Origin of the sequence: Agrobacterium sp. lyk4-40-TYG-31, from assembly GCF_030209855.1 — a bacterium.
In the GTDB taxonomy this organism is placed as follows: domain Bacteria; phylum Pseudomonadota; class Alphaproteobacteria; order Rhizobiales; family Rhizobiaceae; genus Agrobacterium; species Agrobacterium vaccinii.
The window spans coordinates 488,558-513,468 of the sequence record NZ_JARVRE010000005.1 but is presented as its reverse complement, the minus strand read 5'-3'; the positions used below and the strand labels follow the sequence as shown (position 1 = coordinate 513,468).

23 protein-coding genes are annotated in these 24,911 nt (G+C 58.3%); 17 read left to right on the top strand and 6 right to left on the bottom strand.

Annotated elements, in window-relative coordinates:
• Window positions 1–46 precede the first annotated feature (46 nt).
• The 6 genes from QRN55_RS12890 (at window position 47) to QRN55_RS12865 (ending at window position 5,125) form a co-directional block, all read left to right on the top strand.
• Window positions 47–847, top strand: a complete 801-nt coding sequence (locus QRN55_RS12890; RefSeq protein WP_284776979.1) for a 3'(2'),5'-bisphosphate nucleotidase CysQ — start codon at window positions 47–49, stop codon at window positions 845–847.
• 67 nt (window positions 848–914) lie between these two features.
• Window positions 915–1,151 (top strand): DUF4170 domain-containing protein, encoded by a 237-nt coding sequence (locus QRN55_RS12885; protein ID WP_111840944.1) that lies wholly within the window; start codon window positions 915–917, stop codon window positions 1,149–1,151.
• Between the two features lie 310 nt (window positions 1,152–1,461).
• Window positions 1,462–2,778 (top strand): lipid IV(A) 3-deoxy-D-manno-octulosonic acid transferase, encoded by a 1,317-nt coding sequence (waaA, locus tag QRN55_RS12880; RefSeq protein WP_284776978.1) that lies wholly within the window; start codon window positions 1,462–1,464, stop codon window positions 2,776–2,778.
• Between the two features lie 2 nt (window positions 2,779–2,780).
• The gene (locus tag QRN55_RS12875; RefSeq protein WP_284777176.1) at window positions 2,781–3,521 is read left to right on the top strand and encodes an HAD family hydrolase; all 741 of its coding nucleotides are present in this window, start codon (window positions 2,781–2,783) and stop codon (window positions 3,519–3,521) included.
• Between the two features lie 134 nt (window positions 3,522–3,655).
• Window positions 3,656–4,687, top strand: coding sequence for a tetraacyldisaccharide 4'-kinase (gene lpxK, locus QRN55_RS12870; RefSeq protein ID WP_284776977.1), 1,032 nt, complete (start codon window positions 3,656–3,658; stop codon window positions 4,685–4,687).
• 114 nt (window positions 4,688–4,801) lie between these two features.
• Window positions 4,802–5,125 (top strand): hypothetical protein, encoded by a 324-nt coding sequence (locus QRN55_RS12865; RefSeq protein WP_112501187.1) that lies wholly within the window; start codon window positions 4,802–4,804, stop codon window positions 5,123–5,125.
• 393 nt (window positions 5,126–5,518) lie between these two features.
• Here the strand turns inward: QRN55_RS12865 and QRN55_RS12860 are convergent, their stop codons facing one another.
• Complete coding sequence (locus QRN55_RS12860) at window positions 5,519–5,755, bottom strand: DUF2093 domain-containing protein (RefSeq protein ID WP_284776976.1); 237 nt, start codon at window positions 5,753–5,755, stop codon at window positions 5,519–5,521.
• Between the two features lie 64 nt (window positions 5,756–5,819).
• Window positions 5,820–7,634: a DNA mismatch repair endonuclease MutL gene (gene mutL / locus QRN55_RS12855; protein ID WP_284776975.1), complete on the bottom strand. Its 1,815-nt coding sequence runs from the start codon at window positions 7,632–7,634 to the stop codon at window positions 5,820–5,822.
• 338 nt (window positions 7,635–7,972) lie between these two features.
• On the opposite strand from mutL, the gene QRN55_RS12850 reads away from it, so the two are divergent.
• A complete protein-coding gene (locus QRN55_RS12850; RefSeq protein ID WP_284776974.1) occupies window positions 7,973–9,637 on the top strand; it encodes a response regulator in 1,665 nt (554 codons plus the stop codon).
• A 131-nt stretch (window positions 9,638–9,768) separates the two neighbouring features.
• Window positions 9,769–11,127 carry a putative bifunctional diguanylate cyclase/phosphodiesterase gene (locus tag QRN55_RS12845; RefSeq protein WP_111840951.1) on the top strand — a complete coding sequence of 453 codons (1,359 nt, stop codon included), beginning with the start codon at window positions 9,769–9,771 and terminating at the stop codon, window positions 11,125–11,127.
• A gap of 53 nt (window positions 11,128–11,180) precedes the next feature.
• On the opposite strand, the gene QRN55_RS12840 is transcribed toward QRN55_RS12845, so the two are convergent.
• The 4 genes from QRN55_RS12840 to QRN55_RS12825 are packed head-to-tail and all read right to left on the bottom strand — an operon-like array spanning window position 11,181 to window position 14,404.
• A complete protein-coding gene (locus QRN55_RS12840; protein ID WP_284776973.1) occupies window positions 11,181–12,068 on the bottom strand; it encodes an SMP-30/gluconolactonase/LRE family protein in 888 nt (295 codons plus the stop codon).
• A gap of 3 nt (window positions 12,069–12,071) precedes the next feature.
• Window positions 12,072–12,701, bottom strand: a complete 630-nt coding sequence (locus QRN55_RS12835) for a 2-dehydro-3-deoxy-6-phosphogalactonate aldolase (RefSeq protein WP_284776972.1) — start codon at window positions 12,699–12,701, stop codon at window positions 12,072–12,074.
• Window positions 12,702–12,713: 12 nt separating this feature from the next.
• Complete coding sequence (locus tag QRN55_RS12830; RefSeq protein ID WP_284776971.1) at window positions 12,714–13,631, bottom strand: 2-dehydro-3-deoxygalactonokinase; 918 nt, start codon at window positions 13,629–13,631, stop codon at window positions 12,714–12,716.
• The gene (locus tag QRN55_RS12825; RefSeq protein ID WP_502871314.1) at window positions 13,631–14,404 is read right to left on the bottom strand and encodes an SDR family NAD(P)-dependent oxidoreductase; all 774 of its coding nucleotides are present in this window, start codon (window positions 14,402–14,404) and stop codon (window positions 13,631–13,633) included. Before QRN55_RS12825 ends, QRN55_RS12830 begins: the two co-directional genes overlap by 1 nt.
• A gap of 115 nt (window positions 14,405–14,519) precedes the next feature.
• Between QRN55_RS12825 and QRN55_RS12820 the strand changes: the two genes are divergently transcribed.
• The 9 genes from QRN55_RS12820 (at window position 14,520) to QRN55_RS12780 (ending at window position 24,878) form a co-directional block, all read left to right on the top strand.
• Window positions 14,520–15,317: an IclR family transcriptional regulator gene (locus QRN55_RS12820; protein WP_284776969.1), complete on the top strand. Its 798-nt coding sequence runs from the start codon at window positions 14,520–14,522 to the stop codon at window positions 15,315–15,317.
• A gap of 170 nt (window positions 15,318–15,487) precedes the next feature.
• Window positions 15,488–16,228 carry a helix-turn-helix transcriptional regulator gene (locus tag QRN55_RS12815; RefSeq protein ID WP_284776968.1) on the top strand — a complete coding sequence of 247 codons (741 nt, stop codon included), beginning with the start codon at window positions 15,488–15,490 and terminating at the stop codon, window positions 16,226–16,228.
• Between the two features lie 78 nt (window positions 16,229–16,306).
• Window positions 16,307–17,530 (top strand): CmpA/NrtA family ABC transporter substrate-binding protein, encoded by a 1,224-nt coding sequence (locus QRN55_RS12810; RefSeq protein WP_284776967.1) that lies wholly within the window; start codon window positions 16,307–16,309, stop codon window positions 17,528–17,530.
• Window positions 17,531–17,642: 112 nt separating this feature from the next.
• On the top strand, window positions 17,643–18,776 hold the full coding sequence (locus QRN55_RS12805; RefSeq protein WP_284777175.1) for an Mrp/NBP35 family ATP-binding protein: 1,134 nt from the start codon (window positions 17,643–17,645) through the stop codon (window positions 18,774–18,776).
• A gap of 393 nt (window positions 18,777–19,169) precedes the next feature.
• Window positions 19,170–20,147 carry a magnesium transporter CorA family protein gene (locus QRN55_RS12800; protein WP_284776966.1) on the top strand — a complete coding sequence of 326 codons (978 nt, stop codon included), beginning with the start codon at window positions 19,170–19,172 and terminating at the stop codon, window positions 20,145–20,147.
• A gap of 27 nt (window positions 20,148–20,174) precedes the next feature.
• Complete coding sequence (locus tag QRN55_RS12795) at window positions 20,175–22,079, top strand: potassium transporter Kup (RefSeq protein ID WP_502871324.1); 1,905 nt, start codon at window positions 20,175–20,177, stop codon at window positions 22,077–22,079.
• A 181-nt stretch (window positions 22,080–22,260) separates the two neighbouring features.
• A complete protein-coding gene (locus QRN55_RS12790) occupies window positions 22,261–23,430 on the top strand; it encodes a cell wall hydrolase (protein ID WP_431355641.1) in 1,170 nt (389 codons plus the stop codon).
• Window positions 23,431–23,700: 270 nt separating this feature from the next.
• Window positions 23,701–24,066, top strand: a complete 366-nt coding sequence (locus tag QRN55_RS12785) for an AtpZ/AtpI family protein (protein WP_112501174.1) — start codon at window positions 23,701–23,703, stop codon at window positions 24,064–24,066.
• 62 nt (window positions 24,067–24,128) lie between these two features.
• Entirely contained in the window at window positions 24,129–24,878 is a 750-nt protein-coding gene (locus QRN55_RS12780) for a F0F1 ATP synthase subunit A (protein ID WP_111840962.1), read from the top strand.
• Window positions 24,879–24,911 lie beyond the last annotated feature (33 nt).

Below are 24,911 nucleotides of genomic sequence, written 5' to 3'. Positions count from 1 at the left end.
CATGGAAAACGCACCTTCTAAAGGTCGAATGACAAACGAAGACGATATGACCGATGCAACGGGAGCCGACTGGCGCTCCGACCTTGACCTCATTCTGGATGCCGCGCGGCAAGCGGGGCAGGTGGCGCTGAAGTTTTTCCGCAAGGACCCGGAGGTCTGGTGGAAACAAGGCCACTCTCCCGTCAGTGCCGCCGATTACGCTGCCAACGAATTGCTGGAAACCGTTCTTCGCAAGGCGCGACCGGATTATGGCTGGCTTTCGGAGGAAACGGATGACGACGAGGAGCGGTTGTCTAAAGAGACGCTTTTCGTTGTGGACCCCATCGATGGCACGCGCGCCTTCATTGGCGGCAAGGACACATGGTGCGTCAGCGTTGCCTTGGTTCATCGTGGCAGGCCGGTCGCAGCCGCGCTGGTAGCACCTGCCTTTGACGAAGAGTTCAGTGCGCTCACTGTCGGTCCGGCCATGAAGAATGGTCAGCCCCTGTCTGTCACCTTAGCTGGCGAGGATATAAGACTTGCCGCGCCTGAAGACGTGATTGCGCGGCTTCCGCAGACGGTAAAGGCGCGGGTGCACCGCATTGCGCATGTGCCATCTCTGGCCTACCGGCTGGTCATGGTTGCCGATGGACGCATTGACGGTACGCTGGTGAAGGCCAATTCCCATGACTGGGATCTGGCCGCTGCCGATCTCATTCTGGAGCGCGCTGGCGGTCGTCTGGTGGATCTTGCTGGACAGCCATTGATATACAACCAGCGTGATGTAACGCATCCCGAATTATGCGCAGCCGCCGACCATGCGCTGCCTGTTCTCCTCAATCCCCTCAACCTGTCTGACAGAGGTTGATTTTCACGACGAAATCCCGCAAATGAGGGGCTCTGCGGGCAATTGACCATTAGAAAGAAGATACAAAATGACGGCAGTGGGCGACCAGAAACAGCTTCTTCACCTCGTATTCGGCGGCGAACTTGAAAATCTGCAAGAGGTTCAGTTTCGCGATTTGAAGGCGCTGGATATCGTCGGCATCTTCCCGGATTATGCAACGGCACTGACGGCGTGGAAGTCCAAGGCCCAGCAGACTGTGGATAACGCCCATATGCGTTATTTTATAGTGCATATGCACCGTCTGCTTGATCCTCAAAGCAAATAATCGCTGCTTTCCTACTTCCTTTGTACTATACCAGACAGAGCAAAAGGTTGTGCGGCTCCCTCAAGGGTACGCACAACATCTGGGACCGCGGCGGATTTTTCGCAGGCCCGTTTGTGTTCTGAAACAAAAAAGACGCATTTTTATATGAAGTAGGCCTTCAGGCATCGAAGGGAAAACGCAGAGACGTTTTCGAAAGATGCGATGCCAAACAAAAAGATAGAGCAACGCGGGTCATCCCGTTGTTTGACGCTACGCTCTGGCAGGGTTCACAGGGGAAAGCATTGCGCGAAATGATCGAAGGCAGCATGTCATGAACAGCCGAATCGCACGTTTCGCCCTTTCGGGTTATAGAATTGCGGGCATTGCCGCCTATCCCTTCGCCCGGCCTTATCTCATGTACCGCGCCGCCAAGGGCAAGGAAGACAAGCGTCGCCGCATGGAACGCTTCGGTCATGCCAGTGCCGATCGTCCGCGCGGACCTCTTGTCTGGTTCCACGCAGCCAGTGTCGGTGAAACGCTGGCGCTCGTGCCGCTCATTCGCGAGATACGCAAGCGCGATATTCACGTTCTTTTGACCACGGGCACAGTGACGTCCGCGGAGTTGAGCAAGACCCGCCTCGGCGACGATGTCATCCACCAGTATGTCCCGCTCGATATCAAGATTTCCATCAATCGCTTCCTCACCTACTGGATGCCGGATGCGGCCATCACTGCCGAGTCTGAGATATGGCCGGTGACGATGATGGAGCTCGAACGCCGCCACATTCCGCAAATCCGCGTCAATGCGCGCCTTTCGGATCGCTCCTTTGGGCGTTGGCACAATCGGTCCGATTTTGCCGAGGCCTTGTTCAGCAAGCTGGCTCTCGTCGTCGCCCAGTCCGATCTCGATGCCGAACGTTTCCGTGATCTCGGCTCGTGGCCTGTCGTCGTATCGGGCAACCTCAAGGGCGACACCGATCCTCCGCCGTGTGATGCCACAGTGCTGGACACCTATCGCCGCCAGATCGGCAACCGCAAGACATGGGCAGCCATCTCCACCTTCGAAGGGGAAGAGAAGGCGGCGGCCACCGTTCACAACGCGATCAAATCCCGCGATGGACAGTTGACGATCATCGTGCCGCGTCACCCGGAACGGTGCGATGATATCGAGGCCATGCTGAAAGGCATGAACCTCAACGTCGCACGCCGCAGCCGCAACGATGTGATCACGCCGCAGACGGATGTGTTTCTGGGCGACAGCATCGGTGAAATGGGGCTTTATCTGCGCCTGACCGAACTGGCCTTTGTCGGTCGCTCCCTGCTGGCCGAAGGTGGGCAGAACCCGCTGGAACCAGCCATGCTGGGCTGCGCGGTACTGTCAGGTGCGCATGTGCAAAACTTCCGCGAAGCCTATCAGAAATTGCTGCGGTCCGGTGGCGGGCGCATTATCCGCGATGTGGAAATGCTGGCGAAGGCCGTGCATTACCTGCTGGTCAACGACAATGAACGCTACAAGATGATCGATGCTGGCGGCAGGGTCATTCAGGACATGCGCGGCGCGCTGTCATGCACTGTGAAGGCTCTGGAACCCTACATCAACCCATTGACGGTAACAGCGAAACTCCAGCCCCGCAGCGCGGTTGGCTGATGATGCAGGCAGGCAGTGCCGTAAGATCGCCCGCTGCGATAGCGGCCATTCTGTTCGACAAGGATGGAACGCTGATCGGTTATGATGCGAGCTGGGGGCCGGTCAACCGGGAGCTGGCGGCCATTGCCTCGCAGGGGGATGCCGCGCTGGCAGACCGGTTGCTTTTCGCCTGTGGAATGGACCCCGTCACTGGACACGTCAAACCCGATAGCCTGCTGGCCGCTGGAAACACGGTGCAAATTGCCGAGGGCCTCGTTGCCGCCGGTTCGCCCTGCGAAATCGTGGACCTTACCCAGCGTCTCGATCTGCTGTTCACGCAGGCGGCGGGAAAGTCCGTCGCGGTGACCGATCTCAAGGCCCTGTTCGCGCGGTTGAAGGGCAGGGGGTACAAGCTCGGCATAGCATCCAGTGACAATGAAGCTTCCATCCGCGAACTCGCCAAACGTTTCGGCTTCGATGCCGATCTCGATTTCGTCGCGGGCTATGACAGCAGCCATGGCACCAAGCCGCAGCCCGGCATGGTCCTGGGCTTCTGCGCTGCCACCGGCCTGCCGCCGGAACGCGTGGCCGTGGTGGGCGATAACAATCACGATCTCCACATGGGCAGGCACGCGGGTGCTGGCCTGTGCATCGCCGTGCTCACGGGCACGGGCTCAAGAGAAAGCCTTGCTGCAGATTGTGATTATTGTTTAGACGACATCACCGGTCTCGAGACCCTGCTGCCGCAGCAGGTCACGGTTTAGCGGCGACCCACGCGCGCCGCCATTCTTTGCAAAATCCTTACCTTTCTGGCAGATAGCTGGTCTGATCCAAAGCTTGTCGCGCAAAATCTGCGCTGCGACGTGCTTGGACAGGAACGCAGGAGTTCGGGGGACTGATGGTTTCGGAAGCGCCGCCATTCTGGTGGGAAAAGGCTGGTTGGCAGGCGTGGGCTCTGGCACCGTTTTCGTTCGTATACGGCAAAGTTGCCGGACGCACGATGAAAAAGGCCAGGCGTGCCTCCGTTCCGGTCCCGGTCATCTGCATCGGTAACTTCACCGTCGGTGGTGCGGGCAAGACGCCCACCGCCATTGCCATTGCCAGAGCCGCTCTTGCGAAAGGGCTGAAGCCCGGCTTTCTCAGCCGCGGTTATGGCGGCACACTGGATGTCACCACGCTGGTCGATGCCGATCATCACCGCTCCGTGGATGTTGGCGATGAACCGCTGTTGCTGGCCCGTGAGGCCATCACCGTCATTTCCCGCAGGCGGGTGGAGGGCGCGCGCCGTCTGGTGGCGGAAGGCGTCGATCTCATCATCATGGATGACGGCTTTCAAAGTGCGCGGCTGACGCTGGACTATGCGCTGGTGGTGATCGACACCCAACGTGGCATTGGCAACGGCCATCTGGTGCCGGGTGGACCGGTCCGCGCACCGCTTGCCGAACAGATGCGGCAACTGACCGCAATTTTGAAAGTCGGCAGCGGGCAGGCGGCGGAAGCCATCGTTCGCACCGCCGCACGCGCCGGAAAGCCCATCTTCGTCTCCTCCATCAAGCCAAGGCCGCAGCCGGATTTCGCGGATAAACGCGTGCTAGCCTATGCTGGTATCGCCGATCCTACCAAGTTTTATCGCACGGTCGAAGAACTGGGCGGGCAGATCGCTGCGCGCCGTTCTTTCCCGGATCACCACAATTTCAGCGATGAGGAAATCCGCGATCTGACGGATGAGGCCAACCGGCTCAACCTCATGCTGGTTACCACCGCCAAGGATGCCGTTCGCCTGAAAGGCCATCACGGCAGTGCTTCCGAACTGCTTTCGAGCACACTGGTCATCGATATCGACATGGTCTTCGATGACCCCAATGCAGCAGGCGCCATCATCGACACAGCGATCCGCAACTGCCGTCAGCGGAAACTGGCGCAGGCCTAGACTTGCGCGCAGAGCGCGAATATCGCACGGCGAAGGAACTATATGGCTTTTGCACACTTTCCTGATGAGAGATGAGCGTCACATTTGTGCGTTCTCTGGTTTCAGGAGGATCCAATGCCGCAGGAAAATACGGAAAAGAAGGTGTTTACACCGCGCGAAAGCCGACAGGGTTTTAAAGGCAGCCCGGTGCTGATCATTCTTGTCATCAGCCTTTTGTTGGCTGGCGCTGTCTGGATCGTCGCCGAAACCTGGGGTGAAAGCACCGCACCTGCGACCACTGAGACACAGCCAGCACCTGGCCCAGCGACATCCGCGCCAACGGCGAACCCCGGTGCACAGGGTGGCCAGACCTTCGACAACAACACGCCATCCGGCACCACGCCCCCTACCGAAGGCACGGACAGAAACCCTAGCTCGACGAATACACCCGCCCCTTGATGAGCCGTTCCAAGCGTTTCCCGTTTAGGGAAGCGCTTTTGTTTGCTCGATGTTCAATCGTAGGCTATCTCGACCTTCGAGGCCGTCTTATTACGACGTTTGCGAAAAACGGTGTGAGCATGAGACTGAGGCATGAGTGATTGGGGCGAAGGCGGCTGCGAGGTGTGTCGCCAAGGAATATTGTCTGGAAGCGTTGATCAGCCACAACGCATCGCGACTAGCCTTGTGGCTCATTCGCACTTAAGGCGATGCCAGAGATGCGGGGGATACTGGCAAGAAAATGAACGTGAAGCCCATGTCATTTCCGAAGAAGACGCCAAAGAGATATTCTCGGTGCGTTCCGAAGAGTAATCAACCACCTCCAGACCACCGCCCAAACTTGTTTACGACGTCTCAGGCATTCCGCTTCTGATTGGGCAAAGCCCCCGCGCGTTTTTCGGCTTCCACCGACGCTGCCGCATCGACGTAGGGTTCCTGACGCAACACGCTCCAATAGCGCAGCTCATCGATTGGGATGTGTTTGCCAGTCATGGCACAGATGACGTGGGAGCCGGTCTGGACGATGCGCATATCACCATCGAGGTATTCCACCTTCGCCTCGCGGTTGCCGCCGCCTTCAAATCTGTTCATCTCTGTGCTCTCCTGACGCCTGTCTTTTTACTGATGCCGCCTGAAAAATGCCAGCACGTTTTCTTCAGCTTCTGCCGAACAGTCTTTCGATATCTGCGAGCTTCAGCTCGATATAGGTCGGGCGACCGTGGTTGCACTGGCCGGAGCCCGGTGTGTTTTCCATCTGCCGCAGCAGGGCGTTCATTTCTTCCGGTCGCATGCGGCGGCCAGCGCGCACCGAACCGTGGCATGCCATGGTGGCAGCGACATATTCGAGCTTGCTGGCCAGACTGCCAGCCGTGTCCCACTCGGCAATTTCGTCGGCAAGCTGGCGCACCAGCCCTTGCACATTGACCTCGCCCAGCATTGCGGGCGTCTCGCGCACGGCAACGGCACCCGGACCGAACCGCTCGATCGTCAGGCCCATGCTGTCGAACCCGGCGGCGTGTTCCATCAACCGGTCGCAATCCTCTTCCGGCAAATCGATGATTTCAGGGATGAGCAGCACCTGTGAGGGCGGGCGTTTGGCGTGAAGCGCCTTGCGGATTTCCTCGAAAACCAGCCGCTCATGGGCCGCGTGCTGATCCACGATCACCAGCCCGTCTTCCGTTTGCGCAACGATGTAATTGGCGTGAACCTGCGCGCGTGCCGCTCCCAGAGGAAAGCGCGAGGGTTCGGCCCCGGTCACCACTGGTTCCGCAACCGCCTGTTCGGCGCGCGCGGTCGGCATGGTGATGTCGGCGAATTGCGATTGCGCGGTTTCCCGCAGCGCCAGATCGCTCGAAACCGACAAAGGCCGCGATGGTGATGCGGCTGGCGTCCACGCCTGCGAAGGGTAGGGCCGCACCGTCGAAGGGCTGTAGCCGGGGCGAAACGCGCTCATCATCTGCGCTGCACCGGTGGTGGCCGCCCGGTCTCCCTCGCGCAGCAAGGCCTGACGTACAGCGCCGACGATCAGCCCGCGGATCAGCCCGGGATCGCGAAAACGCACATCGGATTTCGCGGGATGCACATTGACATCGACCAGTGCGGGGTCGAGTTGCAGCGACAGAACCGCAATCGGGTAACGGCCATGGGGCACGGTTTCCGCATAGGCCCCGCGAATGGCTGAAAGCAGCAGCTTGTCCTGCACCGGGCGACCGTTCACGAACATATATTGATGGGCGGAGTTGCCCCGGTTGAATGTCGGCACACCTGCGAACCCGGTCAGCGTGACGTCTTCGCGCTCCGCGTCGATCTCGATGGCGTTGTCCTTGAAATCTGCACCGAGAATCTGCGCCATGCGCGCCAGATGGTCGTCACCGGTTGCCGGAAATTCCAGCGTCGAGCGGTCCGTGCCCGAGAGAACGAAGCGGATATGCGGAAAGGCAATCGCCATGCGCTTGACGATTTCGGTAATCGCTGCCGCTTCGGCCCGCTCCGTCTTCAGGAATTTCAGCCGTGCGGGCGTAGCGAAGAACAGATCGCGGACCTCAACGATCGTGCCGGTGTTGGACGGTGCTGGTCGCACCGGCGAAAGCTTGCCGCCCGCAACCGAGATAACCGCGCCTTCTGCGGCTCCCTGCTGGCGGCTGGTGATGGTCAGCTTGGCGACGGAGCCGATGGAGGGCAGGGCCTCACCACGAAACCCCAGCGTCCTGATATCGTCGAGCGTTGCTGAAATCTTCGAGGTGCAATGCCTGCGGATCGCCAGTTCCAGATCGGCAGGCGACATGCCGCAGCCATTGTCCGAGATGCGCACGAGCCCTTTGCCGCCGCCAGCGGTGGCAATCTCGATGCGCGTTGCGCCTGCGTCGATGGCGTTTTCGATCAACTCCTTGGCCGCACTGGAAGGACGCTCGATGACCTCGCCTGCGGCAATCTGGTTGATCAGGGTTTCGGAAAGCTGTTTGATGGACATGGCGCTATTTTCGTGGATTCGTCCGCCATGTGAAAGGAAATTCGCACAAAGCCCGGCAGATCGATTGGTTGTCCCGCTAAATTTTTGCAAACGACAATGTTAAGTGCCTTTTAAGGTAAAGCAGTTACTGTGCATTCAGCTTGAAATGAGTGCAGCATGATGTCCCTTCGGCGTGGCCAAGGGTGTGTGACGGGTAGCTGGGGCCGTCACATAACGCAAAAGGTCTGCTTCAAGTCGCAACCCCGTCTGTCTCATAATTTATCTATTTTCATGCGGCTATCGGTCGGGTTTTTGCTGTGAGTGATTATCGCCTTGAGACGTATGTGTGAGGAATTGCAATGAAGGAGGTGGGGTCGGTTTGCGCAGACATTCAGACTGCCATGTTCGACGCCGTTTGCGATGCGATCTCCTCCGCGCTGATCATCTATGACCGTGACGATCATATCGTTTTTGCGAGTCGCCGTGTTCTGAACCACTTTGCCGTTTGTGAGACCAAGTTCGCCGTTGGCACCCGGCTGCGCGATTTTCTAGGCGCACTCTACGATTGCCAGCGGGCATCGGGTGATGATTGCGCACCCCATTGCGTGGAGCGCGAAGACTGGATTGCAGAGCAACTGGCATCGCACTGGAAAGAGCGCTCCGAAACCGTCGAACAGATCGCTGGTGATCGCTGGTTGCGCTTGATGAAACGGCGCATGCCCTCCGGCATCGGCATCTGCGTCATCACCGACATTTCAGAGCAGAAGAAGCGCGAGGAGCAGTGGCGTTCGGATATCGAGCGGGTACAGTTGACGGAAGAAATTCTCGATACGCTGCCGCTGTCGGTCTTCGTCAAGGATCGCAGCACGGCCTATGTCGCTGTCAACAAAGCCGGTTGCGCGCTTCTGGAAACATCCGCCGATCTCATTCTTGGGCGCACCGTTTCCGATATCCACTCCGACCCGCTTGCCTCGCGCATCGATGCCATCGACCGTCACGTGCTGGCAACCGGCACGCCCGATATCTACCCGGAACGCGTCACGCGGCTGACAGGCGAAGAGGTTCTGGTCATCACGCGCAAACAGCGTGTGGGCAAGCCTGGTCGGTATTTCCTCGTCACCACCATGGATGATGTCACGGCCTTTTCGACAGCCGGAACGGATGGAAAGAGTGTCATTCGCGGGCTGGAACACATGTCCTTCGTGACCTCGTCCTACGTGGATGACGAGCATCATCAGGCATCGCAGATACTGAAGGGCCGCAGCATTCTGCTGGTCACGCCCAACGCCACGTTGGGGGAATTTGCGCGGCGCAAAATGGTGGCCGTGGGTGTGGACTGTGCGGTCGCCACCAGTCAGGCCGAGCAGAGAGCGTTCATGGAATTCGCCGCATCCGCAGGGGTGCAGGTCGATCTCGTGATCGTTGACGTTCAACTGGATATTGCGTGCCTCGACCTTTCGCAGTCCTATGGCGTGGATTCGGTGGCGGTAGACGATTATCTGCTCGAAAGCGCACTGATCCATCATATTACCCGTCATTTCCGTCTCACCAGCCAGGCGCTGTCTTCCCCCGAAAGCGATGGTGGCTGGGAAATTTCCACCGGCGCCACGCCCGCGAGCGTGAAGAAAACCACGCTCGACGTTCTGGTCGTTGAGGACAACAACATCAACCAGATCGTCTTTTCACAGATCATGGAAAGCCTGGGCATGAGCTACAGGATTGCCGCCACGGGCAAGGATGCGCTTCACCTTTACGAGCAGGAAAAACCCGCTTTTGTCCTTCTGGATACGACCCTGCCGGACCTCGACGGCTTCGAAGTCGCACGCAGATTGCGCAATATGATGGGATCGCAGCGGGCGCGCACGCCCATCATCGGCGTCGTGTCCCTGGCTTTCGAAGGCGATCGTCAGGCCTGCCTTGCCGCTGGCATGGATGATATGCTGCTGAAACCCGTCAGCCCCGATATGGTGGATGCTCTTATCAAACGACACATGCCACAACGGGAGTCCCGTGTGCGCAGTTAAATCGCTGCGCCAAGAGCGGTTCTACCCTCAAAATCAATAGCTATTTCGTAGAGTTCAGCGATAGTGATGGTGCAAGAATCATTCATGCCGACCTCGAAAATTCCTCACAATGCCCCGATCAGGATGCGCGAATGAAATCGCCTGAGCCCAATGCGCCGATGGTGAGCCAGCACGAGTTGCAGGCCATGGCCTATAGTGATCCGCTGACGGGTCTGGGAAACCGCTACCGGCTTCGCGACAAGGTCCGCATGCTGGCAACGGAACGGGCGAATGATCCTGCCCCTTTCACCATCGGCGTTGCCAATATCGACGGCTTCAAGCCGATCAACGATCTGTTCGGCGTGCAGGCGGGCGATGAGATTCTCTGTCAGGTCGCCCACCGCTTGAAGGCCTGCGTGCCGGATGGTGCCATCGTCACCCGTCACGATGGCGACGAGTTCGCTTTCGTCCTGCCACTCGTCTTCGAGCGAACGGGGGCGGAACGCGTCGGCCAGATGATCAAGGACGTCCTGTCGGCACCGTACGATCTGGGAGACCGCAATGTGCGTCTGTCTTCCTCCTTCGGCTTTGCAATCTACCCTTTCGCGGGCGACGATTTCGAGGATTTGCTGAAGAGCGCCGAAACAGCGCTTTATCGCTCGAAGCGACGCGGGCGTGGGCAGATCACCGTCTATTCGCGCGAAATTGCGCAGGAAATGAAAAACGCAACACAGCTCGAACAGGCGCTGCGCCACGCCATCATCAGCGATTCCGTCGATGTGCATTTCCAGCCCATCGTGCGCCTGACCGATGCCACGGTCATCGGCTTCGAGGCACTGGCGCGCTGGAACGATCCCGATCTCGGTTTTGTGTCGCCCGCCGTCTTCGTGCCTCTGGCGGAAGAGCGCGGCTTCATCGATGCGCTCTCTGAAACCTTGCTGCGCAAGGCGGCAGAAGCGGCACTCTCCTGGCCACGGGAACTGTTTTTATCCTTCAATCTCTCCTCGGCGCAATTGATGGACCCCGGCACTGCCGAGAACATTCTCTCCATTCTGCGGCGCGTCGGGCTCGATCCGCGGCGCGTCGAACTGGAAATCACCGAAACGGCGGTCATGACATCCGCCGATACCGCACAGCGCATCCTGACCGAACTTCAGCACGCCGGCATCAGGATTTCGCTGGATGATTTCGGCACCGGGCAGTCCAGCCTCGGTCGCCTGCGCGACTTCTCCTTCGATAAGGTCAAGATCGACCGCGCCTTCGTCTCGCGCATCAGTACCGACCGTCCTTCGGAGCACATCATCAAGGCCATCGTTGCCATGTGTGACGGGCTGGATCTGGAAGTCGTGGCAGAGGGTATCGAAGACAAGAGCGAGGCGGAGAAACTGCGCAGCCTAGGTTGCGCCATGGGCCAGGGCTATTTCTATGGCCGGCCGGTGGATTCCGCCGCTACCCACCGTTACCTTCAGGAAAACTACCGCGACCTCGCATCCGCCAGTCGCCATCCCTGAACCGATATCCCCGGGGCACGCCCGAGGATAGTCTTGCTGCATCAGTCGCGAACTTAAGCTTTGTACGCTGCGTCCAGCACGCCCTTGACCTCGATACCAAGATCGAAGGTCGCGCCGTAAAGCGGGTTGGCCTTGATCACGTCGTCGTCAAGACCTTCGCAGGCCGAGGTTACGCCGATGCGATTGGCCGATGCGCCGAAGAAGACCGGGCAGGTGCTCTGCACGGCAGGCACTTCGTAGCGCGCGAGATGTTGACCCTGCGGCGAATAGTGGTCCACTGCGCCAACACCCCAGCGGGCATTCCAGATGTGACCTTCCGCATCGCAGACTGCGCCGTCCATGCCACCCTTTTCGCCAGCCTGATCGATGAAGACCTCGGCTTTGCCGGTTGGCAGGCCGGTTGCCAGGTCCAGCGGCAGGCGCATCATGCGGTTGACCTTGGTGTCGACGTAGTAACCTGTCGCGCCATCAGGTGAAAAGCAGATGGCGTTGCTGATGCTGATGTTTTCAAACAGCGTCGTCACCACACCCTTGGCCACATGATAAATCGCACCGGCGCCCTCTTCGGCCTTTCTGCCCATGGTGCCAATCCACAGCGCGCCGCTCGGGTGCACGCGTCCGTCGTTGGATCGATTGCCGGGCTTGGTCGGTTCGAAATCGACGTGAAGGAACAGGCCACCCGTCTCCCGGTCACGGATGAAAAGGCCGTCGTCCGTTGCCAGCAACTGCCGTTTTTCATCGATACGCGCCACGACGCTTGCCATGAAGGGCAGGGCGTGAACGGTCTTGGTGTCCGTCTCCAGGTCGAGTTCGTGAAGCTCCTTGCCGAGAATGTTCAGCCAGCACAGCGTGTTGTTGGTTGGGTCGAAGCTTGGGCCTTCCCCCAGTGTCATCTGGGCCTTGTCCAGCACCTTGCCCGTAAACTTATGGATATCTGTCATCGCTTATCCTCCCATCGCGGCGTCATAGGCCTTGACGGTGGTGACTGCGCGCTGACGCACATCGTCCGCCGTCATGCCGGGCTTGTAAAGGCTGGTGCCGAGGCCGAAGGCCGTCACACCGATGCTGGTGTAATCGGTGAAGTTTTTGTCCGAAACGCCACCGACAGCCGCGACCAGCGTATCCTTGGGCAGAATGGCTCTGATGGCGCTGATGCCGGATGGCCCCAGAACGCTTGCCGGGAAAAACTTCAGCCCGGTCGCACCGGCTTTCAGCGCAAGCAGCGCTTCCGTCGGCGTCAATACGCCCGGCATGGTGACCATGCCCTTTTCGCGGGCGGCAGTGATGACATCGACATCCACATTCGGGCTGACCATTAGCCTGCCCCCGGCAGCATCGAGCTTTGCGACATCTTCCACCGTCAGCACCGTGCCAGCGCCGATCAGCGCATCTTCAGGTGCAAGCTTGGCGGCAATTTCGATAGAGCGGAAAGCGTCAGGCGAGTTCAGCGGGATTTCGATGGCGCGCAGGCCGCTTTCCAGGAGAGCGGTGACGATGCCATCGGTTTCTTCAGGCCTGATGCCGCGCAAAATGGCGACGAGCGGATATGTCATGGAAGGGAAGGGAATACGCATGGTGTTGTTTCCTCAGTGCCAAATGGCGTTTGCGGCTGCGACAAGCCCGCGGCGAACGGCTTCATCGGCGTCTATTGTTACGAATTCTATGGAGAGCGCGTCGAACGCAGCCTTGTAAAGGTCGCCCAGCGCACCGGATGCGATGAGAACGACCTTGGCATCTTTCGGTGCGGTGGAATGGGCCCCGGCAATTTCCAGCCCGATCATGGTGCCCGACAGTTTCGCCTTGGCATCGGTTGCGGAAAGGCCATGCAGCAACTGGCCGGAGCGAACTGTAAACAACCGGTTGGTCGCCATCTGCGGATTGGCATAGGCGTCCATCACGGCAGCACGGAAAGCTGCGAGATCGCCGGTAAAAGCTTCAGCCTCGGACACAGCGTGCGACAGAATGGAGTGCTTCGAAATCACGTCGAACAATTCGCCCGTCATGAAGGTGGAAAAGCCGGTGACCTTGAGATCGCTGACGCTGACCCATTTGGAATGGGTGCCGGGCATGCAGACCAGTTGCTGGCCTGTGCGGTAATCTGCGGACAGCGCGCCCAGCAACTGGGTCTCTTCGCCACGCATCACGTCTGGTGTTTCGACCGCGCGCTGGGCAAGGCCCGGCAGGATGCGGACATCGCTTGCCTGTCCCGGCACCTGGACAGCACCTTTCAGCACGTCAGAAAGATCGGCGGGAACATCGACATAACCGGCTTCCACCCAGCCCTGACGGGCACCCGCCATGCCGCAGACGATGACAGGCAGGCCCGCAGGCGCGGCCAGCGCTTCGAGATGTGATGCCAGCACCTCTGAAAAGCCCGTACGCATGGCCGTCGTCATGCCTTCAGCGCTGCGTCGCTCGCCAATGATCTCGCCGGATGAACTGATCAGCCAGAGCCGGAAACTGGTCGTACCCCAGTCCACGGCAACGAATGCGGCATCGGACATTATAAAAGACCTCCATCGATGATGATTGTTTGGGCCGTCATGGCGGCGGATGCCGACGAGGCCAGAAATAGGCAGGGGCCGACGATGTCGCCTGCCGTCAGCGCGCGCTTGAGGCACTGGCGCGCAACGGTCTGGGTGATCGAATCATCGGTCAACCAAAGCGCCTTTTGCCGTTCGGTCACGATCATGCCGGGCAGAATGGCATTGACGCGAATGTTTTCCGCCCCCAGCCGACCGGAAAGGCTCTTTGTCAACCCGATGATACCCGCCTTGGCAGCAGTATAGGCAGGCAATTCGCCCATGTTCAGAAGATAGGATATAGACGAGAAATTGATGATCGAAGCACCCTTCTCCCTGCGCAAATAGGGCAGGGTCGCCTGCGTGACGAAGAAGACCGGCTTTAGATTGACCGCATGGTTTGCATCCCAGTAGTCGCTGGTAACGGTGTCGATATCGTGCCGGTCATCCCAGGCGGCGTTGTTGATCAGCACTTTGATGCCACCAGTCGCCTGCGCAGCCTCCGTCACGGCTTTTGCCAGCTGCGACTGGTCGCGAAGATCGGCCTTGATGAAGGATACGGGGTGCTTCGTCCGTGCCGACAGCGTTTCGGAAAGCTCTTTTCCTGCGGTGTCATCGATATCGATGAAAGCGACTTTCGCGCCGCGCTCTGCAAAGGCTGCGACCAGCGACGCGCCGATGCCGGAACTGCCGCCGGTGATCAGAACGCCCTGATCGGCAAATTCGGAAAGCGTTTCGGAATTTTCCTGCAACATGACACCCGGTGAGGATTGCAAGTTCCATTATTTGGAACTAAGTTTCATTTAACGGAATAGTGCCCTCGCTGCCAGCGCAATGTCAAGCGCGGCAATTGCGCACGTGGAGAATAGCATGGCCGCTCGAAACGATAAAACCGGCGAGAGCACGACCGGTACGCTGGGCAAGGCCATATCCTTGCTGGAACTGGTCGTGATGTCACCGCAACCGCTGCGCTTCACGGATATTCTTCAGCGCTGCGGCCAGCCACGTGGCACGCTGCACCGCCAACTCGCGCATCTGATGGAAGAAGGGCTGCTGGAACAGCGCTGCGACCAGACCTATGTTGCGGGTCTGCGTCTGCTCACTTTCGCCTCGCAGGCCTGGAGCGGAAATGATGTGCGCTCGGTGGCGCTGCCGCATCTGCGGCTCCTGCACGAGAAGACGCAGGAATCCGTCCATCTCGGCGTGTTGCGCGGTGCCGAGATCGTCTACCTCGACAAGATCGATGGCAAGCATGCAGTGCGGATGCACTCCCAGATCGGTCGCGTTTCCCCAGCCTATTGCACCGGCGTGGGCAAGGCTGCGCTCTCGCTGCTCGGGGCGGCGGAACTGGATGAGACGCTGGCGTCGATCTCCTTCCACCCCTATACGGCCAACACGATCACATCTGCAATAAAACTGAAACATCAGGTTGCAGATATACGCATGTACGGTTATGGCTTCGATCTTGAGGAGCATGAAACCGGTATCCAGTGCATCGCCGTGCCTGTACCGGCACCGGGACGGCGCATTCACGCCGCCATTTCCGTGACAGGCCCGGCCTATAGATTAACCCGTGAGCGGCTTGAGAGTTGGGCGGGCATCGTTCGCGACGCCGCGCAGAATATTTCTCGTGATTTGATGGTACGCTTGCCCCCGTCGCAGGAATAGCAAACAGATATGACTTACTAATGTACAATAACAATATTCATCAGACAAAAGTGTGATTAATGTTACCAACAACTTTTGTTTGCAAAAAATTGATACATTGATATTCATGCCAGATCATTCTTCTGATACTGAATATTTTTAATATAAGTCTATCCGTAAAGACGACGCCAATGCTGAAACCAGAGATTTCAACCTATTCTCATCCCGGTGCCGAATGCGCGCAGGAAGTCGCCGAACTCAACACCCAATTCGACATTTTCCGGTTTCTCAAGAGGTTGACCGAGGCCTGGGATTTCAAGGCCTTCATGGTGGTCAATCTGCCAAGCCACATCGCTTTGGAGCTGTCGCAATACACCGTCATCAACAACTGGCCCGCCGAATTGCTACACCAGTATGATCATGAGGGCCTGCTTCCTCGCAGCAATGTGATGCGCACATTGAAGCAGTCATGCACGCCGTTCCTCGTCGATCCTTCCTTCTTGAAAGCCGGGCATGAGGAAGCCCGTGCGAAAACGATCGTTGAGCTCTTCGCACGGTTCGAAATGACCATGTCGCTATGGTGTCCTGTTCAGGACAGCACCGGCCAAAGGGGCGCGATTTCGTTTCACGGCGAAAACATCAAGCTGGGGCCGAAATGCATTGCGGAAATCGCCTATGTCTCGGCCCATGTCTACAGCCGTCTCGCCTATGTCCGCAGCCTCGATACGCGCATTCCCGGCACGCTGACCGATCGGGAGATCGACTGTCTGAACTGGACGGCAGCCGGAAAGACCAGCGCTGAGATCGCCGACATCCTTTCCTTGTCGGAACATACGGTCAATCACTACCTCAATCGCGCAACCAAGAAGCTCGATACGGTCAACCGCACCCAGGCCGTCGCAAAAGCGCTGCGTGTGGGCTTGATAAAATAGGAATATTTTCGATTTTTCGATTGTGATATGCTCAAACGTGCGCAATTCTCATAGGAGCTGGCGGCAGAGGAGATTCGTTTGGCAGCTTCGAAAAGCTTCAAGGCCGGGTTTTCTCCCACGGTGGATAGCGCGGTCCTTATTGTTGCTGTCGAAAAGGGCTTTGCCGCTGACGAAGGCATATCTCTGACATTGCTGAAAAAGCCTTCCGTGCAGGATTTGCTGACCGAATGGCGCAGCGGTGACCTCCAGGGCCTCCATCTTTCCGCCTCCTTGCCCGTTGCCAGTGCGCTTGGCGTGCCAGACCTTCCACCCGACCTCATCGCGCCCTTTATCCTTGCCACCGGCGGCGCCGCATTCGTGGTTTCGCAGGAATTGCACGATGATCTGGCGGAGCAGGGCATGAAAATCCCTGATCCCGGCACCTTGGCCCGCGCTGTGGCCCGCGTGGCTGCGTCCCGACAGTCGGCCCGGCTAAAGCCGCTGGTGTTCGGGGTGGAGCATCATCTGGCGGTTTCGGTGTTCGAGTTGCGATACCTGCTGGATAGCGCCCGTCTCAGCGCCGGTCAGGATTTCACCCTGGTCGAAGTCCCCCCTGCCGACATGCCGCAAATGCTCGAAGCAGGCGAGATCGACGGTTTCTACGGTTCCGAACCCTACGGCACCACTGCGGTTCTGCGTGGCACGGCGCGCATCGTCACCACGAAATCCCACATCTGGCAGAACGCGCCGGAAAAAGTGCTCGCCGTTTCACGCGAATGGGCTGACGCCGAGCCGGCCACACTGGAAGCACTGCTGCGTGCGCTCTACCATTCGGGGGAATGGTGCTCCAGCCACGCCAATATCGAGGAACTAGCAGGCATCCTGGCATCGCCGCAGTATCTGGATATGGACGGCGAGCTTATCCTACCCGCGCTGACCGGTTTTATCTCGCACTCACCCGCCCGCATGCTGGAGTGCCCCGGCTTCTTTTCCACCAGCGGCAAGGCGGCGAATTTTCCGTGGCAGAGCCAGGCATTGTGGTTCTTCAGCCAGATGCTGCACTGGAACGACTGCCCCGCAGAATTCGCCACAAATGCAAAGGCCTACGACGCCGCCGCCAGCGCCTATCGCCCGGATATTTTCAGAAAGGCCGTGCGTCCCATCTTCGCCCCCGTGCCATCGGCCAACATGAAGCAGGAGGGCACGTTGCAGGTGCCGGTCCATGTCGGCGCATCACGCTCCGGTCTCGTTTTGGGACCAGATGCCTTTTTCGATGGGCGTATCTTCGACCCCGAGAAATTCGACGCCAAGACCGATCCGTGATGCCGCCTGTGTCGATATTGCGGCCAAACGTCCCCACTTACGCTTTATCATTGGCGAAACCGCAGCACTTGGTTATGGAGAGCCTGCGGATGCCAAGCGTATGGAAAACGACATGACACAGGCCGACAAGAAGCAGATCGAACAGGCGCTGGAAGGCGTCATCTATCCCGGCAGCGATAAAAGCATCGTCGCGCTCGGCATGGTGTCCGAAATCTTCATTGCGGATGGCAAAGCCTTTTTTTCCATCACCGTTCCCGCAGATCAGGCCGATGATATGGAGCCCTTGCGGCTGGCAGCGGAAAAAGCGGCACTCGCCGTGCCCGGCGTCAAGGCCGCCATGGTCGCCCTGACGGCAGACCGCAAACCCGGCGCATCCCAGACCCAGCGCCCCGCTTCGAAAGCCCAACCTTCGCCACCACCGCCCGGCCAGCCAGCGCGCACCAAGGCAGGCGTTCCCGGCATTGGCGCCATCATTGCCGTCGCATCCGGCAAGGGCGGCGTCGGAAAATCCACCACGGCGGTCAATCTGGCCTTGGGGCTACAGACGCTGGGACTGCGCGTGGGCATTCTGGATGCGGATATTTACGGCCCATCGCTGCCCCGGTTGCTCAAGCTTTCCGGTCGTCCGCAACAGGGCGAAGGCCGCACCATCATTCCAATGGAAAATTATGGCCTGAAGGTCATGTCCATGGGTTTTCTGGTGGATGAGGAAGCCGCGATGATCTGGCGCGGGCCGATGGTGCAATCGGCGCTGATGCAGATGCTGCGCGAAGTTGCCTGGGGAGAACTCGACGTTCTCGTGCTGGACATGCCACCCGGCACCGGCGATGCGCAACTGACTATCGCCCAGCAGGTGCCTCTGGCAGGGGCTGTCATCGTGTCCACGCCACAGGATATGGCCTTGATCGATGCGCGCAAGGGCATCACCATGTTCAAGAAGGTCGAGGTGCCGCTTCTCGGCGTCATCGAAAACATGAGCTACTTCATCGCGCCCGATACCGGAGCACGCTATGATATCTTCGGCCATGGCGGCGCGCGGGCGGAAGCAGAACGCATCGGCGTTCCCTTCCTTGGCGAAGTGCCGCTCACCATCTCCATCCGTGAGCTGTCGGACGCAGGAACACCCGTGGTCGTGGCCGAGCCAGACGGGCCGCAGGCGAAGATTTACCGCGACATCGCGCAAGGGGTGTGGACCCAGATCGGCGCCGGTCTGCGCAGGCCCGCTCCCCGCATCGTTTTCGACTAATCGCAAGATAATCGATGCGTGCTGCGCATAGCACTCGGTCTTTCGCACGGCTTGACAGCGCCGCGTTTAAGTAGAGCCTACAGTTGGATTTCTGGTTTTACGGGAATCTAATGCGCGCTTGTTTTAATGTTCAACCAATTGATACATATGCGTTATACGCGATTTTTTGACGTATCCATGGTTGGGAGACGATCAACGAAACTACGCCGATGAAACAGCCATTCCACATTGGTTGCATGGCGACCCTGAAAAATACTCCTTGATTATTGCGGGCATAAAGAGCATAGGCCGCGCCGTTTGATCCGCCGTTCATTCTGGGCGTTTGCGGAAGCCACACATGATGTGTTAGAGCAGCCTTCCGGCATTTGTCGGTGTGCTGACCGGAGAAACTGATTGATCAAGGCCTATCGCTCGAATTGCGAGGCAATCAGCCTGTCGGCGGACCCATCGGTCCTGCAGATTTCGGATGATATTGTCTGGATCGACCTCATCAATCCCGACCGGGCCGAAGAAATACGTGTCGAGAAAATGCTCGGCGTCGAGTTGCCCACCCGTGAAGATTTGAAAGATATCGAACCATCAAGCCGTCTTTATGTCGAAGACGGCAATGTCTTTATGACGGGTTCGCTGGTCTGGAATGCAGATAGCAAAGATCCGCGCCTGACCGATGTCGCTTTCATTCTGGCGGGCAAGCGGCTGGTCACGATCCGCTACGCCGAACCGAAATCCTTCAACCTCTTCATCGCCGCCATCACCCGTGTTCCGCATGAAATGCGCAGCGGTACGGCGCTGCTGTTGAAGCTTCTCGAAACGATCGTGGACCGCACGGCAGAAATTCTCGAAACCTCCGTCATTCGCATCGATACGGTCGCTGCCGGAATTTTCGGTGAGCAGGCGCGCAGCAAACGCAAGGCACCGCGTTATCTGGAAGACAAGCTTGCCGATATCTCCGGCTATCACCGCCTGATATCGAAGGTGCGTGACAGTCTGGCATCGCTTGCCCGTCTGCAATCTTTCCTGCAAGCCACACCCAATGTGCAGCAGGACAAGGAAGCCAAGGAAACAGGGCGCTCGATTGGACGCGACATTCAGTCCCTGTCGGAGCATGCGTCCTTTATTTCAGGCAATCTGACGTTTCTGCTGGATGCGTCGCTCGGCATTATCAATGTCGAGCAGAATGCCATTATCAAGATATTCTCCATCGCGTCGGTCGTCTTTTTGCCGCCAACGCTCGTGGCATCCGTTTACGGAATGAACTTTCAGGTCATGCCGGAGTTGCAGTGGTCCTATGGGTATCCATTGGCAGTTTTCATCATGCTCATATCGGCCATCATTCCGTTCATCATTTTCCGTTGGAAGGGCTGGCTCTAAAGGGTCAGAAACACCATGTCTCATGCCTTGGATAAGGAAAGCCACGACAAGCCGGAAGCGGGTGATCACCGCATGAAGGGCCTGTTTGCGGCAATGCTGGGTTCGATCGGCGTCGTCTACGGCGATATCGGTACCAGTCCGCTCTACGCTTTTCGCGAGGCGCTGAAGCCGATCTCGCACGATGGCCTGACGGAAGCGGAGGTCATCGGCCTTATCTCGCTGATGATCTGGGCCCTCACCATCATCGTCACCATCAAATACATCTGTTTCCTGCTGCGCGCCGACAATGATGGCGAAGGCGGCACACTGTCGCTTTTGGCCTTGCTGATGAAAAATGCAGGTGCCAAGCGCGGCGTACTGATCATGCTCGGCCTCATCGGTGCCGCTCTGTTTCTGGGTGACGCGATGATCACGCCTGCGCTCTCGGTGCTATCGGCGGTGGAGGGGTTGAAGCTCGTCACGCCGCAGATGGATGAGTTCATCATTCCCATTTCCGTCTTCATTCTGGTCGGGCTTTTCGCCATCCAGTCCCACGGCACGGAAGTCGTTGCGAAGTTTTTCGGACCCATTACCGCCGTCTGGTTCCTCGTCATGGGCCTCACCGGACTGATGCACATCTCCGATGATTACAGCATTCTCTTTGCCTTCAACCCCGTCCACGCTGTGGAGTTTCTGCTGGCGGAAGGCTTCTATGGCATCGTGGTTCTGGGTGCGGTCTTCCTGACCATTACCGGTGCCGAAGCACTTTACGCCGACCTCGGCCATTTCGGACGCAGACCCATCCAGTGGGCCTGGTTCGTGCTGGTATTTCCGGCCCTCACTCTCAATTATCTCGGGCAGGGCGCGCTGGTTCTCAAGGACCCCGCCGCCGCAGCCAACCCGTTCTATCTGATGTTCCCGCAATGGGCTCTGCTGCCTGCGGTTATTCTCGCAACGGCGGCCACCATCATCGCAAGCCAGGCCGTCATAACGGGCGCGTTCTCGCTGGTGCGTCAGGCTATCCACCTTGGCTATCTGCCGCGCATGGAAATCCTGTTCACCTCGGAAACCAATACCGGGCAAATCTATCTGCCATCGGTCAATACCATCCTGCTGATCGGCGTGGTTGCCTTGGTGCTGACCTTCAAAAGCTCCGATGCGCTGGCAACGGCCTACGGCATTTCCGTCACCGGCGCGATGGTCGTCACCAGCCTGCTGTTCTTCCAGTTTGCACGCAGCCACTGGAAATGGTCGAAATCCCTGGCGATGCTGGTGATCTTCCCGTTCATTTCGCTGGAACTGATCTTCCTCGGCGCAAACCTTCTGAAGATTCACGATGGCGGCTACGTTCCTGTGCTGCTGGCTGTCGCTTTCGTCATCATCATGACGACATGGCAGCGCGGTTCGAAAATCCTGTTCGCCAAGACCCGCCGCACCGACGTTCCGTTGAAGGCCTTCGTATCGTCAGTTGAAAAAGAAAGCGCCCATGCGCCGGTTCGCATTCCCGGCACGGCGATCTTCCTGACCGGCGACCCGGAGACAGCACCTGCCGCACTGCTGCATAACCTCAAGCATAACCACGTCCTGCACGACAAGAATGTCATCCTCACGATCAGAACCGAAGACACGCCGCGCATTCACGCAGACAGGCGCTACACCATCACCAAGGTCAGCGAACGTTTCGTCGTGGTCGAACTGCATTTCGGCTTCATGGAAACGCAAAACGTGACGCAGGCCTTGGGCTATCTGCGCCGCACCGGGTACAAGTTCGATATCATGTCGACATCCTTCTACCTCGGTCGTCGCAAGCTGGTGCCGGACCCGAAGTCGGGCATGCCCGGCTGGCAGAACCGGCTGTTCATCGCGCTTGCCGAAACGGCAGCAGACCCATCGGATTACTTCCGTCTGCCCGCAAACCGCGTGGTCGAGCTGGGTTCCCACGTCGTGATCTGACACGAGCTGTCTTCTTATATGCAACATTCAAACGCCACCCTGCCAAGCCGGGTGGCGTTTTTGCTTCCGGTACACGTTAACGTGAAACCGCGTCTGGCCCCGGCGTTAACCAAGCATCAAGGTTAATGAGAGATTATCCGGTCCTGTAGCAGTGAGTTGCGTTGTGTCCGGAGTGCTGGTTTTGCGTTCAAAGAAAGTATCGCGTCGCGGGTTCTTCTTCTCGTATGAGAAATGGGCATCCCCTGTCATCTTCGGCATGGCCGCATGGCTTGCCTTTCCCTCCCTTGCAGCACGGGCCGATCTGGCATCCTTGCTTGCCGGTCTCGATGCCGGGGGCGAACAGTGGCGCATGGTGCTGACCAACTCACCCGCCGGTTCCGTTCACAGCGCATCGCTTGCATTCAGCGAAGCCGATCCTGCCTCGGCACTGACCGGTGCCGGAATGATCACGCCCGATGGCCGCAAGGTTGCCTTCGTCACCGCCAAGAGCGGCAAGGAAAGCACGCCGGATGCAGACCGCGTCAACCGCGCCAGCAAAAAGGGCAGGGTGGTCGCCACCGAAATCATGCAGCCGCCGAAAGCCTTCACGGCGGGGTCTGTCCTGCAACGTACCAGCATGCTGGACATCGAGCCGCTGAAGCGCAAGGACCGCACGGCCTTCGTCAAGCAGAAGAAGGAAAAGGACATCGAACTGGCGTCCTTCTATTTCCGCCGTGACGAAACCAAGAGCGAGAAGAATGTCTCGCCGATGGTGGCAGAGTTGATCACCAATCGCACACCCGACATTCTGGCCACCGCCTATGCCCCGGCCGAACCGGATTTCGCCCGCGAATCGCCCTTCGATGCGATTTTGAAGAAGCCTGAGACGGGCCGCTTCATTCCCCAGATCGCCGCAGACGATCATGCCTGGGCGGCGACCCCGCTTCCGGCAGAGGTTTTCTCCGCAGCCGAGCAGCAGTGTCTGTCCTCTGGCATCTATTTCGAGGCACGCGGCGAATCGGTGAAAGGTCAGGCGGCGGTCGCGCAGGTCATTTTGAACCGCGTGCGCAACCCGTCCTATCCCAAAACCATCTGTGGCGTCGTCTACCAGAACCAGGATTGGCGCAATCGTTGCCAGTTTTCTTTCGCCTGCGACAATATAAAGGACCGCATCAATTCCGAACGTCACTGGAAAATGGCCCGTGAAGTGGCTCTTGCCACGACGGCTGGCAAGATCTGGCTGAAGGAAGTCGGCTCCGCGACGCACTACCATGCCGTCTATGTTCGCCCTGCATGGGGAAAATCCATGAAAAAGGTTGGTAGAATCGGCCTGCACGTCTTCTACCGCACCTATGGCGGCGGCTGGAGCTGATATTCCGGCCTTTTCCACGGGATAACCGTGTCAAAATTGCCGATTCTGCGCGGCTGTGACGCCAATAATCCGCGAATATCAAATAACCAATTGTTTTCAATGCACAATTTTGTATTCCGCTGAGGGCCATCAGTGCCTTGACTAGCGAAGTCCCTAAAACTATGTTGCGCGCGACTTCAGAGCGGGCTGGAACAGGCTTGAAGCCCTGCCGTTTACAACTCCAAAGAGTTCTGGCAATGCCAGTATGGAGACAAAGGGTGGGATTTGACGATGACCGGCAACCGTAACGATAGTCTGGATGAGCGCCGCAAGCGCCTGGCCAACGAATTGGCAAAGGTGAAGGCGGAAGACGACGCGGAACAGCGGACGGAGCAGAATGCAGCGGAGACCCGGAAGGGTTTTGCGATGGCGATCAAGCTCTCTTCCGAGTTCATTTCCGCAGTTATCGTCGGTGCGATGCTGGGTTATCTTCTGGACCATTTTGCTGGTACGTCGCCGTGGGGGATGATCGTTCTTCTTCTTCTCGGTTTCTGTGCCGGTGTGCTGAACGTTCTGCGTTCCGCCGGAGTGGTTGCCAAGCCGCCGCTTCTCGAAGGCGGGTTGGGGAAAGACAAGAGTGGTAAGCAGGGCGAGTAATCGCTTCGCTTCTATAGAAATAAAGTGCCGCTATCTGCGGCAAAAGGTAAAGAGGGCAGCCGGTGGCAAACGATCCGACGCATCAGTTCATTGTACAGCCGATCATCCCGATTGAGATCGGTGGCGTGGATTTTTCGTTCACCAATGCATCTCTCTTCATGGTCGCTACGGTTGCTGCTGCTTCCGGCTTCCTCTATTTCGCAACGTCGAACCGCGGCTTGATCCCTGGCCGCATGCAGTCCGTTGCCGAAATGTCGTACGAATTCATCGCGTCGATGCTGCGCGAAGGCGCTGGCAAGAAGGGAATGGTGTTCTTTCCATTCGTCTTCTCGCTGTTCATGTTCGTTCTGACCGCAAACCTTCTCGGCATGTTCCCGTATTTCTTCACGGTCACCAGCCAGATCATCGTGACATTCGCACTGTCGTGCCTGGTCATCGGAACGGTCGTCGTTTACGGTTTCTATAAGCATGGCCTGCACTTCCTTGGCATTTTCGCGCCGCAGGGTGTTCCGGCGGTTCTTCTGCCGCTTGTGTCATCGATCGAAATCATCTCTTTCCTGTCGCGTCCCATCAGCCTGTCGGTTCGTCTCTTTGCGAACATGCTGGCCGGTCACATCACGCTGAAGGTTTTCTCAGGCTTCGTCGCTTCCATGGGTGCCCTCGGCGCGCTTGGTATCGGTGGCGCAATCCTGCCACTCATCATGACGGTCGCAATGACCGGTCTGGAATTTCTCGTCGCCTTCCTGCAGGCATACGTCTTCGCGGTACTGACTTGCATGTACCTGAACGACGCCGTGCATGGCGGTCACTGAGAAGTAAAGTCGCTGGCCCCGGAGGACGGGTGT